Origin of the sequence: Pseudomonas sp. SMN11, assembly GCF_052041945.1 — a bacterium.
Classification (GTDB): domain Bacteria; phylum Pseudomonadota; class Gammaproteobacteria; order Pseudomonadales; family Pseudomonadaceae; genus Aquipseudomonas.
Genome location: NZ_JBKGGW010000007.1, coordinates 165,164 through 179,442, shown reverse-complemented (window position 1 = coordinate 179,442; position 14,279 = coordinate 165,164). Strand labels below are relative to the sequence as shown.

Sequence of the window (14,279 nt, the reverse complement as noted above, 5' to 3'; positions counted from 1 at the left end):
TCGTCAATGGTTCAATCGATTGCCTGCCTTGGGCTTGTCCTGACGCTGGCCTGCAACCTGGCGCAGGCTTCATCCCATGAAGTCGAGCCCTATACCCTGCTGGCCCGTTCTTCGACAATGCCGATGAAACCGCAGCTGACCGAACAGCAGCAGCAATGGCTACAGGGTCGGCATGCTCTGATCCTGGGCACCTCGGCGCCCGACTATCCACCCTTCGACATCACCAGTGGCGGGCAGATCTACCAGGGACTCACCGCCGAATATGCCAGCCTGATCAGCAGAGCGCTGAACCTGCCGATCCAGGTCATGCGCTACCCCCACAGGCAAGCGGCGTTGCAGGCGCTCAAACGGGGAGACATCGACCTGCTCGGCAGCGCCAATGGTTACGAAGCGGCAACTGAAGGACTCACGCTTTCACACCCTTATGCGGTTGACCAACCCGTGCTGGTTACTCGGGAGGATGAACAGCGTGCCCTCAGTGGCGGCCTGAATGGCATGCGCCTGGGCATGCTCTACCACTATTTGCCCCAAGAGGTAGTCCAGGCCGGCTATCCCAAGGCCGAAGTCCTGCTTTTCGGCTCCTCCACCCAAGCCCTCAATGCCGTGGCTTTTGGCCAGGCCGACGTGTTCATCGGCGATACCATTTCGACTCACTATCAGCTCAATCGCGGGCACCTGCCACGCCTGCGCATGGCCAGCTTCGGCCAGCACGAGAGCTCCGGTTTCAGTTTTGCCATGCGCGCCGAGGATGAGCAGCTAAAGGAATTGGTCAATGCAACCCTCGACCGCCAGTCCGGCGCCGTGCGTACCAGTATTCTCAAGCGCTGGAGTGCTGGCAGCGAGCTGCTGCTAAGTGATCGCCAGCTACAGTTGACCCCCGAGGAGGAGCAGTGGCTGCTCAGCCATCCGGTCATGCAGGTCGCCATCGACGAAATGGCGGCACCCTTGTCCTACTTCGATGGCAATGGCCATTTTCGCGGGATAACCGCCGACCTGCTTGACCTGATACGCCTGCGTACCGGCCTGCGTTTTGAGGTGCAGCGGGCCAACGGCATCGCCGACATGCTCGCCCGGCTGGAGAACAGGCGCGTGAACATGATCGCAGCCCTTGCCAGTGACGGTATCACTGACAAGCACCTGCACCTGAGCCGGCCCTACCTGGAAAGCCCACATGTGCTGGTCACCCGCGCCGAAGATGAGCAGTACAGCTCACTGGAAAAACTGAACGGGCACCGGGTTGCCATTTCCCGCTACAGCAACCTGGACGACTTGCTGGCTGCCCGCGTCCCAGAGGTTGGCTGGATCGAGACCGAGAGCCCCTTCTATTCCGTAGCATTGCTCAACAGTGGCGCCGTCGACGCGATGATCACCCCCTTGATCGATGCCAACCACGCCCTGGCCGGTAATACCAACCTGATCATTCGCAGCACGGTGGGTAGCGAGCCGGCCATCTTTTCCATGGCCACCAGCGATCAGGACATGCCGCTTGCCTCGATCCTCGACAAGGCCCTGCTGAGTATTTCACCGGAAGAGCTGGGGGTCATAAACAACCGTTGGCGTGGCTACGACCTGCACGAAGATGCCAGCTGGTCAACCTTGCGACGCCTGATCCTGAAAGTGCTTCTGGGCACTGGCGTGTTGCTGCTGCTGGCACTGATCTGGAACGCCCGCCTGCGGGGGCAGATCAAACAGCGCCAACGCGCCGAACGCGCGCTGAACGATCAGCTGGAATTCATGGGGGCGCTGCTCAATGGCACTCCGCACCCCATGTACGTACGCGACCGGGAAGGCCATCTGCAAAGCTGCAACGCCAGCTACCTCGACGCCGTCCAGTCCGGCCTTGAAGACGTGATTGGCAGGCGCCTGGATGAGAGCCTGTTCGCGGACGCCGAGCACACACGCCAGATCCAGGCCGACTACCAACAGGTGATGGCTGCCGGCATGCCGCTGATCATCGACCGTCCTTTGCGTTTCAGGGATCGGGAAATCACCATCTACCACTGGATCCTGCCCTACCGTGATTCGCTGGGCGAAGTGCAAGGGATCATCGGCGGCTGGATCGACATCAGCGAACGCCGCAAACTGGTTCAGGAGCTGCGCGAAGCCAAGCGCCTGGCCGACGACGCCAACCGCGCCAAGAGCACCTTCCTTGCCACCATCAGCCACGAGATCCGCACGCCGATGAACGCGGTCATCGGCATGCTCGAACTGGCATTGAGGCGCGCCCTCCTGGGGCAGGCGGACCCCACCTCACTGGAAGTCGCCCATCACTCTGCCAAGGACCTGCTGGGCCTGATCGGCGATATCCTGGATATCGTGCGTATCGAGTCAGGCCACCTGTCCCTCAGCCCGGAAGCGGTCGATCCCGCTGTACTGGTCGAGTCGGTTGGCCGCGTGTTCGATGGCCAGGCCCGGCAGAAAGGCCTGGCCCTGGACATCAGCATCAGCCCCAACGCCCGCTGCAATGGCTTGCTCGACCCACTGCGCTTCAAGCAGGTCTTGTCCAACCTTGTCAGCAATGCCATCAAGTTCACCGAGCAAGGGCAAGTCCACGTCACGCTCGGCTTGCGCGAAGAAGGCCCAGGCTCACCCCCAACGCTGGAACTCGAGGTACGTGACAGCGGCATCGGCATTCATGACGATGACCTGCTGCGGCTGTTCAACCCGTTCGTCCAGGCCAACCCGAACAGTCAAGGTGCGCGTGCAGGCACTGGGCTGGGCCTGGCGATCTGCCGCAGCCTGTGCGAAATGATGGGTGGCAACCTGAGCATCAAGAGCCTTCCGGGATTGGGCACACAGGTTCGTCTGATGATGCCGCTAGAGCGCGTCGACGCCCCGACGTCCCCCGTATCTGAAGTCGAAGAGATCGAAGCGCCCGCCCCTGGACTTAAAGTGCTGGTCATCGATGATCACCCTGCCAACCTGCTGTTGATGGCGCAGCAACTGGGCTATCTGGGGCTCAGCCATGCCAGCGCCAGCAATGGCCGCGAAGGCCTGGACAAATGGCGACACTCGGCATTCGACGTACTGGTACTCGATTGCAACATGCCCCACATGAACGGCTACCAGCTGGCCACCGCCGTTCGCAGCGAGGAACGCCGAAGCGGGCGCCCGCGCTGCGTCATACTGGGCTACACGGCGAACGCGCAACCCGAAGTCAGGCAAAAGTGCCTCAGCGCCGGCATGGACGATTGCCTGCTCAAGCCCATCAGTCTGCGTACCCTCAGCCAACGCCTGGCCAAGATTGCGCCCCATCGACGGCAAGCCATTGCGCCACTGTTCAACCTGGCGGGCCTGGCCGGCATCGTCGGCAACAACACCAGCAGCCGTACCCGCTTTCTCACCGCCGTGCACAAAAGCCTGAGGGAAGACCTGGCAATGCTCATGGACCTTGATCCGCACCATCAGGCCACCGAGATTCGCGAGCAGGCGCACAAGATCCTCAGCGCGGCACGGCTGCTGGAAGCCAAGGGCATGATGAAGGCCTGCGCGGCCCTGGATGATGATCGTTCGCCTGCAGCCTGCATCAAACTGCAGCGGCAGGTACTGGCTCGGCATATGCGCCGAGTGGAGAAAGCGCTGGCCAGGGAACTGACCAGGGCTTGACTGAGCGGCACCCGCGCGGGGCGCCGCTCAAGCACAGATCAGGAAGCCGGGTTGATCGGCTTTTCCGGATACCAGGCGTCCAGCAGCGGGCTGACTTCGATGTTGGTCAGTTCGCTGCGGCCTTTGAGCCAGGCTTCGACAGTGGCGCGCTGCTCTTCGCTGACCGAACCACGGTTGGCCAGGCAAACCAGACCGAAGTCATCGCCGCCGACGTAGTCCAGGCCGTTGGCATCCATGGCTTCTGCCAGGAAAGCGTCGAGGAAGGCATCGATGGCTTCGTCAGACAGGTCTTCCTTGAAACCCAGGTTCAGTTCGAAACCCAGCTCCTGGAATTCATCAACGCACAGCTTCTTGCGCAGACGACGGGAACGGTTGGTAGCCATGAAACAATCCTCTTGAGTAATTACGCGCGGCACTTTACCAGTTTCCGCGCTACAAAGGCGCTTTTCCGTCGAACGTGGCCCATGAACGCTGCGCTTGGGGCATAATGCGCTCTATATTTCATCCTGGGGTGATCATCTCTTACAGCCCCATTGTCTTTTTCCCTCGTCCGCAGGGTATTTAATCCATATGATCAAAAAGCTCCGCCCCTTCGTTCTCGCCGGCCTGCTGCTGCCGCTTGCATTGCCCAGCCAGGCAGCTGCCGTCAACACCTCCCTGCCGCCGAAAGTCCAGCAGGCACTCAAGGCCAACAAGCTGCAGGACAGTGCACTGTCGCTGGTCATGCTGCCGTTGAACGGCCCAGGCTCGGCCACCGTGTTCAACGCCGACGTATCGGTCAACCCGGCCTCGACCATGAAGCTGGTGACCACCTACGCCGCCCTTGAACTGCTCGGCCCGACCTTCCAGTGGAAAACCGAGTTCTACACCGATGGCACCCTGAGCAACGGTGTGCTCAATGGCAACCTGTACCTCAAGGGCGGTGGCGACCCCAAGCTGAACATGGAAAAGCTCTGGCTATTGATGCGCGACCTGCGCGCCAATGGCGTACGCACCGTTACCGGTGACCTGGTGCTGGACCGCAGCCACTTCGTGCAACCCAACCTGCCGCAGTTCGACGATGACGGTGGCGACGTCAACAAGCCGTTCCTGGTCAAGCCGGACTCGCTGATGATCAACCTCAAGGCCCTGCGTTTCGTGACCCGCAACGACGGTGGCAAGGTCACCGTCGCGGTCGAGCCACCGATCGCCAGCATCCGCATCGACAACCAGGTCAAGGCCGTGGCCTCCAAGCAATGCACCGGCGACGTGCGCTACAACCCGGTGCCGCAACCCGATGGCATCAGCGTGACCGTCACCGGCCAGTTGGGCGATGGCTGCAACTCGCAGACCTACCTGTCCCTGCTTGACCACCCGACCTACGCTGCCGGCGCCGTGAGGGCAATCTGGAACGAGCTGGGTGGCAGCATCCAGGGCCGAGACCGCGTCGAGAACGTGCCGAAGAGCGCACGCTTGCTGGCCCGGGCGTTCTCGCCCGACTTGGTGGAAGTGATCCGCGACATCAACAAATACAGCAACAACACCATGGCCCAGCAGCTGTTCCTGAGCCTGGGTGCGCAGTTCCGCACCGACGCCGACGGCGACGACGCCCGTGCCGCCCAGCGCGTGGTGCGCCAATGGCTGGCGAAGAAGGGCATCACCGCGCCACACCTGGTGATGGAGAACGGCTCCGGGCTGTCACGTGCCGAGCGCGTCAGCACCCGCGAGATGGCAGCGCTGCTGCAGGCGGCCTGGAACAGCCCTTACTCGGCCGAGTTCATCAGCTCGATGCCACTGGTGGGCATGGACGGCACCATGCGCAAACGCCTCAAGCGCACTGCCATGACCGGTGAAGGACACATCAAGACCGGCACCCTGAACACCGTGCGGGCGATTGCCGGCTTCAGCCGCGACAGCAACGGCAATACCTGGGCGGTGGCGGCGATCCTCAACGATCCGAAGCCGTGGGGTGCCTCGCAAGTGCTCGACCAGGTGCTGCTGGACCTGTATCGCCAGCCGAAGCTGAACAACAGCACAACGGCAGCCGCTCAATGATGCTTCGATAACCTGTTCCGGCCTCTTCGCGGGGCAAACCCGCTCCTACAGGTACTGCGCAAATCTTAAAAATGGCGCAAATCCTGTAGGAGCGGGCTTGTCCTGCGAAGAGGCCGGGGCAGGCATCAGGCCAGTTCTGACTCTACCCGGTCCCGGCCTGCCTGCTTGGCCGCATACACCCCGGCATCCGCCCGCAACAGCAAGGCATCCGCCCCCTCCCCCTGTCGCCACCCGGCCACACCAAAGCTCGCAGTCACCTTGCCCACCCCTTCGACCGGCACACTGCGCACGCCGTGCCACAGCTCCGTCGCCAGCATCCGCGCCTGTTCGACATTGCTACCCGGGCACAGCACCATGAACTCCTCCCCCCCCAAGCGACAGAACACATCGGTGCGACGCAAGCGCTGACCTATCCGTTGGCACAAGCTGCGTAGCACATGGTCACCCACGGCATGGCCGTACTGATCGTTGATCCGTTTGAAATGATCGATGTCTAGCATGATCACGGCCAGGTCCAGCTCATCACGCTGGGCGCGCTCCAGTTCGACCTTGAGCCGTTCCTGGAAATAGCGGCGGTTATGAATACCGGTCAGCGCGTCGGTCACCGACAGTGCACGCAACTCCTCCTCGACCCCCTTGAGGTCGGAGATATCGGTGAGGTAGCCATGCCACAGCGTGCAACCATTTTCGCCAGGCTCCGGGGTCGCTTCGCCGCGCACCCAACGTAGCCCTGCACGCGGCAGGCACACCCGGTACTCTTCGCGCCACGGTGAAAGGTGTTCTGCGGAGTAGCGCACCGAACGGCGCACGCGCTCAAGGTCATCGGGGTGAATGCGTTCGAATACTGCCTTGGCATCCTCGCGCAGCAGCTGCAGGTCGACCTCGTAGATGTCGAACAGCCCTTGGCTGGCATAGGGGAAGCACGAGTGACCATCGGCATCCAGCTGGTACTGATAGATCCCGCCGGGCACTTCCGCGCTGAGCTTCTCCAGCAAGCGATCACGCAGGGCCAGCGCCTCGTGCACACGGCGCCGCTCGGTGACATCGATGCAGATCGCCAGGTAGCCGACCCATAGCCCCTGCTCGTCGAGCACGGCGGTGACCAGCATGTTGGCCAGCAAGTGGCTGCCATCCTTGCGCACCAACGTCCACTCGCCGGGTTCGCCACCACTGTCCTGGATGGTCTCGGCGAACATCGCCTGACCACCGCCGATATGCCGCCCATAGCGCAGGCTCAAGGCATGGGCGCGCTGGCTGAGTTCTTCAGGCATCACCAGGTCTTCCAGTTGCAGGTGCCCGACGGCTTCACTGGCCGAATAGCCCAGCATGCGTTCAGCACCGGCGTTGAAGGTGCTGACCTCGCCCTTGAGGCTGGTCGCAATGATGGCCACCTGGGTTGCGGCATCCAGAACGCTGCGCAACTGGTTGTGGGTATCGCGCAATGATTGCTCGCTGACCCGCAGCTCCGCCGTGCGCTGCTCGACCAGGGTAAAGGCCCGCTGGCGCTGGCTGAACAGGCTGTAGAGCAACGCGCTCAGCAACAGGCTCAACAAACCGCCAAGCAGCCCCACGGCCAGGACCGCGGAAGACTGGTTGGCCTGCATGAATGCCTGGCTCGGGCGAATGTCGAGCTGGAAATGGTGGTCGGCCAGGTGCAGCAACTGCGTGCTGACCAAGGCCAGTGCCGCCACCGGGTTCTGCGAATCGAACAACACTTCATGGCCGTCACGCCCGCTCGGGTCGATGATACGGACCACCAGGTTGTCATTCGCAGCGACCGGCAGGCCTTCGGTGACCAGCTGGCGCATGTTCAGCAAGGCCATGACATAACCCGCTGGCGGGTCATCAGGCCGCGCATCCGAGAATACCGGGGCCACCATCAGCAGCCCTCGAGTAAAGTCGGGCGCGACGTTGAGCATGTCCAGCGGCTCGGAAACCGCCATGCTGCCAGGCTGCAGTGCCCGCGCCAAGGTCTGCTCGCGGGCCGGCTGGCTGCGCAGGTCGAGCCCGTAGGGCTGCCCCTGCAGATGGTCGGCCTGGGTGTAAAGGACCGGGTAATAATGGTCGCGCCGTGGCGAGGGGTGCCAGTTGCCTGCCCCATCCACCTCGCGAATCAGGTAATCCTGCCCCAACCAGATACTGGCCTGGCGCTCGAACTCGCGCCGTTGCCCGGCCTCGACCCGTGGTGCCCAGGAATAGGCCTGGGTCCGCTGCAGCAAGGGCCGGGCGTAGCCATCGAACTCGCTCGGGGTGATTTCGTTGGAGTAGGTGAAGAAACGCCGCAAGCCATCCAGGCGTTGCTCCTGGTCGTCAAAACGCTCGGCGATACGGCTATGGCGCTCGCTGGCCAGCAGCTCGAAGCGCTGGCGCAACTGCTGTTTGTAGAAGGCCTGCGCGGCCAGCGCCAGGCCAACCGACAGCAGGACGCCGGCGACCAACGCCACCAGCGCCACCGCCCAGCCAGCCATCGCCTCGCTGCACAGGCCCAGCACCTTCGCACGCACGCCCCACTTCGACATAGATCGATCTCATCACGTCAGCGTCCTGCGAATTCTCTGGCCCTGTGCTGAGTTATAGCTATTGGCCATTAGGCACGCAATGCGCCTCGTCGAATTAACGCAACTGCAGGCGCCAGGCGCGGTGAATGCGGTTGTTGCGGGCGAAGTCCGGGTCCAGGGTCTGGGCGCTGATTTCTTCCACCGCATAGCGCGTGCTCACATGCTCGTCGAGCTGGAACTTGCGGAAGTTGTTGGAGAAATACAGCACGCCGCCCGGTGCCAGGCGAGCCATGGCCAGGTCGAGCAGTTGCACATGGTCGCGCTGGACGTCGAACACCCCTTCCATGCGTTTGGAGTTGGAGAAGGTCGGCGGGTCGATGAAGATCAGGTCGTAGCTCTCGCGGTTGGCTTCCAGCCAGGCCATGACATCGCCCTGCTCCAGGCGGTTACGCTCGGAGAAACCGTTCAGCGACAGGTTGCGCCGCGCCCAGTCCAGGTAGGTTTTCGACAGGTCGACGCTGGTGGTGCTGCGTGCACCGCCCTTGGCCGCGTGCACAGTGGCCGTGGCGGTGTAGCAGAACAGGTTGAGGAAGCGCTTGCCGTTGGCCTCGCGCTGGATGCGCATGCGCATTGGGCGGTGGTCGAGGAACAGCCCGGTGTCGAGGTAGTCGGTCAGGTTGACCAGCAGCTTGACGCCACCCTCGTTCACTTCCTGGAAGCGACCCTCGGTAGCCTGGCGCTCGTACTGGCGAGTGCCGCTCTGGCGCTCGCGACGCTTGAGCACCACACGCTGCGGGTCGATATTCAGTGCCTGGGGGATCGCCGCCAGGGCATCGAGCAGACGTGCCTGGGCCTTGTCCGGGTCGATCGAGCGGGGGGCCGCGTATTCCTGCACGTGCACCCAATTCTGGTAGATGTCGACTGCCAGGGCATACTCAGGCATGTCGGCATCGTAAAGACGGTAGCAGTCGATCTGCTCACGACGGGCCCACTTGCCGAGCTGCTTGAGGTTCTTCTGCAGGCGGTTGGCGAACATCTGCGCGCCTTCCGACAGGCGCGCCGGCTCGCTGGCAACCGCCGCTGGGCGGCGGTGCTCGCCATTGTCGGCCTGGGCCTCGCGGCGCTCGCCGGTAACGAACTGATCAGGCTGAACCTTGAACAGCAGCAGCTTGCACGGCAATGCGCCGTTCCAGAAGGCATATTGCTTGTGGCTGCGGATACCCATGCGCTTGCCCAGCTCCGGTGCGCCGGTGAACACCGCCGCCTCCCAGCCCATGCAGGCCTGGCGCAGGCGCTCGCCAAAGTTCTGGTAGAGGTACAACAGGCTGGCCTCGTCACCCAGGCGCTCGCCATATGGCGGGTTGCTGATGACCAGGCCTTTCTGGTTCTGGTCCGGGCGTGGCTCGAAGGTGCTGACCTCGCCTTGGTAGATCTTCACCCAGTCGCCCAAGCCTGCACGCTCGACGTTGTTGCGCCCCGGCTGGATCAGCCGCGGGTCGGCTTCATAACCGCGAATCCACAGTGGCGGCTTGGCCAGGCCGGCTTGCGCGCGGGCCAGGCCCTCTTCGTGGACCTTGCGCCAGGTGGCTGGCACATGGCCGAGCCAGGCACTGAAGCCCCAGCGTTCACGCTTGAGGTTGGGCGCGATATCGGCGGCGATCATTGCCGCCTCCACCAGGAAGGTACCGACACCGCACATCGGGTCAGCCAGGGCGCCACCTTCGGCGGCAATGCGCGGCCAGCCGGCGCGGATCAGCACAGCAGCGGCGAGGTTTTCCTTCAGCGGCGCGGCGCCTTGCTGCAGGCGGTAACCGCGCTGGTGCAGGCTGTGGCCGGACAGGTCGAGCGAGAGGATCGCCTCGCCACGGTCCAGGCGCAGATGCACGCGCACATCCGGGTCGACCTTTTCCACCGACGGGCGCAGGCCCTCCCGGTTGCGCAGCTTGTCGACGATCGCGTCCTTGACCTTGAGCGCACCGAAATGGGTGTTGTCGATGCCCGAGCCATGGCCGCTGAATTCCACCGCCAGGGTACCGTCGGCAGCCAGGTGGTCGGCCCAGTCGACGGCGTGCACGCCATCGTAGAGGTCGTCGGCGTTCTTCATCGAGAAGCGCTTGAGCACCAGCAACACGCGGTTGGCCAGGCGCGACCAGAGGCACAGGCGGTAGGCGGTTTCCATGTCGGCGGCGCCGCGAATGGCCGAGGTGTGCTCACGCACATCATCGAGGCCGAGGCCTCGGGCCTCTTCGGCAAGCAGGCCTTCCAGGCCTTTGGGGCAGGTGAGATAGAGTTCGAAACGGTCCGACATGAGTATTCCAGCGCCTTGGGCTATGTAAGTGACGAGGCGACGCATCGCCTGGCCGATGTTTGCCCGAACGCCCTTCCAGCAAGCGTCCGAGTGGCCTTCCCCGCTGCTTCAGCGCAACCGGGGGGCCGGGCCGCCTGATCGATCCGCTGCTCGCCAGGTGGCAAAAACAGCTTAGATCATCAGGCAGTACCAATAATTTCCGTCGACTTTGGGGCCAGTGTGACCCTTCGTCGCATTACCAAATATTTCTGTCATCCCGCAGCAACGCTGGCGAAATGACGTCAAGGTTCGGCAAACCCTGATCACAGCGGGCTCAACGTCAAACAGGGTTGAGTCGCATTTATTTACTTATCCCCTCACCCTTGGAAAGGTTACGTGCTTATGACAAATCGATCATTCACATGGTGACCTGCATTCGATAGAACTGGTCTCAGGCCGCTTCGCAACGAGGCGGCACTTTCAGCTCGCCACGCCGGCAGCGAGCGCAAAACCGGCAGAAAGACTCTGCCCGGCCTCGGAGAGGCCGACGGGACATTACAGTCAACAAGTGAGGGCAACACCCTATGAGAAGACTTAAGCGTGATCCGTTGGAAAGAGCATATTCACGTGGCTACCAATACGGGGTCACCGGCAAATCCCGCGAACTTTGCCCCTTTACTCTTCCTTCAGTTCGCCAAGCCTGGATCAACGGCTGGCGCGAAGGTCGCGGCGATAACTGGGACGGAATGACTGGCACCGCTGGCATCCATAGACTCAACGAAAATCACGCCGTTGGCTGAACGAGGACACTGAATTCGAGTTACCATGCGCGCCCTATCCGGGCGGCGGGCTTCGGCCCAGGGGCCCCTTGAAGGGGCCCTTTTTTATGCCCGCCTTCAGGCCTTGGGCATTGCCGCGATCGCATCCACCGCTTCGCGAATCAATGCAGGCCCTTTGTAGATGAAGCCCGAGTAGATCTGCACCAGGCTCGCCCCAGCGGCGATCTTCTCTGCCGCATGACGGCCTTCGGTAATGCCACCGGCGGCGATGATCGGCAGCTTGCCACCCAGCTCGCCCGCCAGCACCTTGACGATGTGGGTGCTCTTCTGCAGCACTGGCGCACCCGACAGGCCGCCGGCCTCGCCACCATGCTCCAGCCCTTCGACACCTTCGCGACCCAGGGTGGTGTTGGTGGCAATCACCGCATCCATTCCCGACTCCATCAGCGCCGAGGCCACCAGTGCGGTTTCCTCGTCGCTCATGTCCGGCGCGATCTTGATCGCCAGCGGCACGCGCGTGCCCTGTTCGGCGGCCAGCTGCTCACGGCGTTCGGCCAGGGCATCGAGCAGCTGCTTGAGCGAGTCGCCGAACTGCAGGCTGCGCAGGCCCGGGGTGTTCGGCGAGCTGACGTTGACGGTGATATAGCTGGCTTCGCGATAGACCTTGTTCAGGCAGATCAGGTAATCATCGACCGCACGCTCGACCGGGGTATCGAAGTTCTTGCCGATGTTGATGCCCAACACGCCGTCGTAGCGCGAAGCACGCACGCGCTCGAGCAGGTGATCGACACCCAGGTTGTTGAAGCCCATGCGGTTGATGATCGCCGTTGCCTGCGGCAGGCGGAACAAGCGTGGCTTGGGGTTGCCCGGCTGTGGACGCGGGGTCACGGTGCCGATCTCGACGAAGCCGAAACCCAGCTGGGCAAAGCCGTCGATGGCCGCGCCGTTCTTGTCCAGGCCCGCCGCCAGCCCCACCGGGTTGGCGAAGTTCAAGCCCATCACGGTCACCGGCAACGCGGCCGGCTGCTTGCACAGCACGCCGTTGAGCCCAAGCCGGCCACCGGCGCCGATCAGGTCCAGGGACAGGTCATGGGAGGTTTCCGGGGAAAGCTTGAACAGCAGCTGGCGGGCCAGGGTATACATGGGCGGGCAAGACTCGGGGTGAGTGAGGCAGCGATTATAGCCAGCGCGCGCCCGGCATGACAGGGGCTTGGCACATGGGTTGCTACTTCCCTTGCCTACAGCCTTTTCAATTCGGCCGAGGCCTTCGTGAATACAGCACCTCTAGCCTGGGTAAACGGCAGCGACGCACCGGAAAAACCCAGCCTCAACATCGGCTACATGGCCCTGACCGATTGCGCCTCGGTGGTGGTCGCCGCCACCCAGGGCTTCGCCCAGCAATACGGCCTGACCCTCAACCTCAAACGCCAGGGCTCCTGGGCCGGCCTGCGCGACAAGCTGGCCAGCGGCGAGCTGGACGCCGCCCATTGCCTCTACGGCCTGGTCTACGCCGTGCACCTGGGGATCGGTGGCGTGCCAGCAACCAACCTGGCGGTGCTCATGGGGCTGAACCAGAACGCCCAGGCCATCAACCTGTCGCCGGACCTGCAGCGCAAGGGCGTGACCAGCCCTGAGGCACTGGCGCAACTGGTGCACCAGCAGGGCGCACGGCTGACCTTCGCCCAGACCTTTCCCACCGGCACCCATGCCATGTGGCTGTATTACTGGCTCGCCAGCCAAGGCATCCATCCGTTGCACGACGTCAGCAGCGTGGTGGTGCCACCGGCACAGATGGCGGCGCATATCCAGGCCGGGCGCATCGACGGTTTCTGCGTCGGTGAGCCTTGGGCCGCTGCGGCCGTCAGCCAGGGCCAAGGCTTCACCCTGGCCAGCAGCCAGTCGATCTGGCCTGACCACCCGGAGAAGGTACTGGCCTGCACCCGCACCTTCGTCGAGCACAACCCCAATTGCGCACGCGCACTGGTCAAGGCGGTGCTTGCTGCCAGCAGGTTCATCGAACAGAGCCCGGAGAACCTGCGCAGCACCGCGCAACTGCTCAGTGGTAGCGCCTACCTCGACACACCGGTCGAAAATGTCGAGCCGCGCCTGCTGGGTGACTATCAGGACGGCCTGGGCAACGCCTGGCACGACCGGCACGCCCTGCGCCTTTTCGACCAGGGCCGCGCCAACCTGCCCTACCTGTCGGACGGCATGTGGTTCATGACCCAGTTCCGCCGCTGGGGCCTGCTGCGTGACGACCCCGACTACCTCGGCGTTGCTCGCCAGGTACAGCAACTGGCGCTGTACCGCGAGGCTGCCGACGCACTCGGCGTGCCCTGCGCCGAGTCAGCCATGCGCAGCAGCCTGCTGATCGACGGCACCCGCTGGGATGGCACGGATCCGTATGCCTATGCCCGCAGCTTCCGCCTGCACGCCCTGGGCCATGCGCCCGATGCCCGAGTCGGTCTGTGAGGGCCATCACCATGCTGCGCATCCTGCTGATCGACGACACCCAGAAGAAGGTTGGCCGCCTCAAGGCCGCACTGCGCGAAGCCGGATTCGAAGTGATCGAGGCGCCAGACCTGACCATCGACCTGCCGGCCTGCGTCGAAACGGTGCGCCCGGACGTGGTGCTGATCGATACCGACTCACCCGACCGTGACGTGATGGAGCAGGTGGTGCTGGTCAGTCGCGACCAGCCGCGACCCATCGTGCTGTTCACCGACGAGCATGACCCGGCGGTGATGCGCCAGGCGATCCAGGCCGGGGTCAGCGCCTATATCGTCGAAGGCATCCATGCGGCGCGATTGCAGCCCATTCTCGATGTCGCCATGGCGCGCTTCGAGAGCGACCAGGCGCTCAAGGCCCAGCTGTTGGCCCGCGACCAGCAGCTGGCCGAACGCAAGCGTATCGAGCAGGCCAAGGGGCTGCTGATGAAGATGAAGGACTGCAACGAGGAACAGGCCTACACCCTGATGCGTCGGCAGGCCATGAGCCGGCAGCAGAAGCTCATTCAGGTGGCCGAGCAGATCATCGCCATGCATGAAATGCTCGGCTGACGCCGCAGACGCGATT

The 14,279-nt window shown here is 63.4% G+C and carries 9 protein-coding genes; 5 read left to right on the top strand and 4 right to left on the bottom strand.

Annotation, left to right across the window (positions count from 1 at the left end; translation table 11 throughout):
• Nucleotides 1–6 precede the first annotated feature (6 nt).
• Nucleotides 7–3,606: an ATP-binding protein gene (locus ACLEJU_RS09810; protein ID WP_435423342.1), complete on the top strand. Its 3,600-nt coding sequence runs from the start codon at nt 7–9 to the stop codon at nt 3,604–3,606.
• Between the two features lie 38 nt (nt 3,607–3,644).
• Here the strand turns inward: ACLEJU_RS09810 and ACLEJU_RS09805 are convergent, their stop codons facing one another.
• Nucleotides 3,645–3,989, bottom strand: a complete 345-nt coding sequence (locus ACLEJU_RS09805; protein WP_085674884.1) for a YggL family protein — start codon at nt 3,987–3,989, stop codon at nt 3,645–3,647.
• A gap of 187 nt (nt 3,990–4,176) precedes the next feature.
• On the opposite strand from ACLEJU_RS09805, the gene dacB reads away from it, so the two are divergent.
• Nucleotides 4,177–5,640: a D-alanyl-D-alanine carboxypeptidase/D-alanyl-D-alanine endopeptidase gene (gene dacB, locus ACLEJU_RS09800; RefSeq protein ID WP_435423343.1), complete on the top strand. Its 1,464-nt coding sequence runs from the start codon at nt 4,177–4,179 to the stop codon at nt 5,638–5,640.
• 125 nt (nt 5,641–5,765) lie between these two features.
• Here dacB and ACLEJU_RS09795 read toward each other — a convergent pair whose 3' ends face one another.
• Together ACLEJU_RS09795 and rlmKL are read right to left on the bottom strand one after the other, a co-directional pair.
• A complete protein-coding gene (locus tag ACLEJU_RS09795; protein ID WP_435423344.1) occupies nt 5,766–8,159 on the bottom strand; it encodes a sensor domain-containing diguanylate cyclase in 2,394 nt (797 codons plus the stop codon).
• A 94-nt stretch (nt 8,160–8,253) separates the two neighbouring features.
• A complete protein-coding gene (rlmKL, locus tag ACLEJU_RS09790; protein WP_435423345.1) occupies nt 8,254–10,446 on the bottom strand; it encodes a bifunctional 23S rRNA (guanine(2069)-N(7))-methyltransferase RlmK/23S rRNA (guanine(2445)-N(2))-methyltransferase RlmL in 2,193 nt (730 codons plus the stop codon).
• Between the two features lie 563 nt (nt 10,447–11,009).
• Here rlmKL and rmf point away from each other — a divergent pair.
• On the top strand, nt 11,010–11,225 hold the full coding sequence (gene rmf / locus ACLEJU_RS09785; RefSeq protein WP_079227119.1) for a ribosome modulation factor: 216 nt from the start codon (nt 11,010–11,012) through the stop codon (nt 11,223–11,225).
• Between the two features lie 96 nt (nt 11,226–11,321).
• Here the strand turns inward: rmf and ACLEJU_RS09780 are convergent, their stop codons facing one another.
• On the bottom strand, nt 11,322–12,347 hold the full coding sequence (locus ACLEJU_RS09780) for a quinone-dependent dihydroorotate dehydrogenase (RefSeq protein ID WP_435423346.1): 1,026 nt from the start codon (nt 12,345–12,347) through the stop codon (nt 11,322–11,324).
• 126 nt (nt 12,348–12,473) lie between these two features.
• Here ACLEJU_RS09780 and ACLEJU_RS09775 point away from each other — a divergent pair, with 126 nt between their 5' ends.
• Nucleotides 12,474–13,676 carry a CmpA/NrtA family ABC transporter substrate-binding protein gene (locus ACLEJU_RS09775; protein ID WP_435423347.1) on the top strand — a complete coding sequence of 401 codons (1,203 nt, stop codon included), beginning with the start codon at nt 12,474–12,476 and terminating at the stop codon, nt 13,674–13,676.
• 11 nt (nt 13,677–13,687) lie between these two features.
• On the top strand, nt 13,688–14,263 hold the full coding sequence (locus tag ACLEJU_RS09770) for an ANTAR domain-containing response regulator (protein WP_110632488.1): 576 nt from the start codon (nt 13,688–13,690) through the stop codon (nt 14,261–14,263).
• Nucleotides 14,264–14,279: the final 16 nt, after the last annotated feature.

Excerpts from the sequence above, each read along its gene's own strand:
- ACLEJU_RS09810 (WP_435423342.1), top strand. The coding sequence starts at position 7 with ATGGTTCAATCGATTGCCTGCCTTGGGCTTGTCCTGACGCTGGCCTGC.
- ACLEJU_RS09805 (WP_085674884.1), bottom strand. The coding sequence starts at position 3,989 with ATGGCTACCAACCGTTCCCGTCGTCTGCGCAAGAAGCTGTGCGTTGAT.
- dacB (WP_435423343.1), top strand. The coding sequence starts at position 4,177 with ATGATCAAAAAGCTCCGCCCCTTCGTTCTCGCCGGCCTGCTGCTGCCG.
- ACLEJU_RS09795 (WP_435423344.1), bottom strand. The coding sequence starts at position 8,159 with ATGTCGAAGTGGGGCGTGCGTGCGAAGGTGCTGGGCCTGTGCAGCGAG.
- rlmKL (WP_435423345.1), bottom strand. The coding sequence starts at position 10,446 with ATGTCGGACCGTTTCGAACTCTATCTCACCTGCCCCAAAGGCCTGGAA.
- rmf (WP_079227119.1), top strand. The coding sequence starts at position 11,010 with ATGAGAAGACTTAAGCGTGATCCGTTGGAAAGAGCATATTCACGTGGC.
- ACLEJU_RS09780 (WP_435423346.1), bottom strand. The coding sequence starts at position 12,347 with ATGTATACCCTGGCCCGCCAGCTGCTGTTCAAGCTTTCCCCGGAAACC.
- ACLEJU_RS09770 (WP_110632488.1), top strand. The coding sequence starts at position 13,688 with ATGCTGCGCATCCTGCTGATCGACGACACCCAGAAGAAGGTTGGCCGC.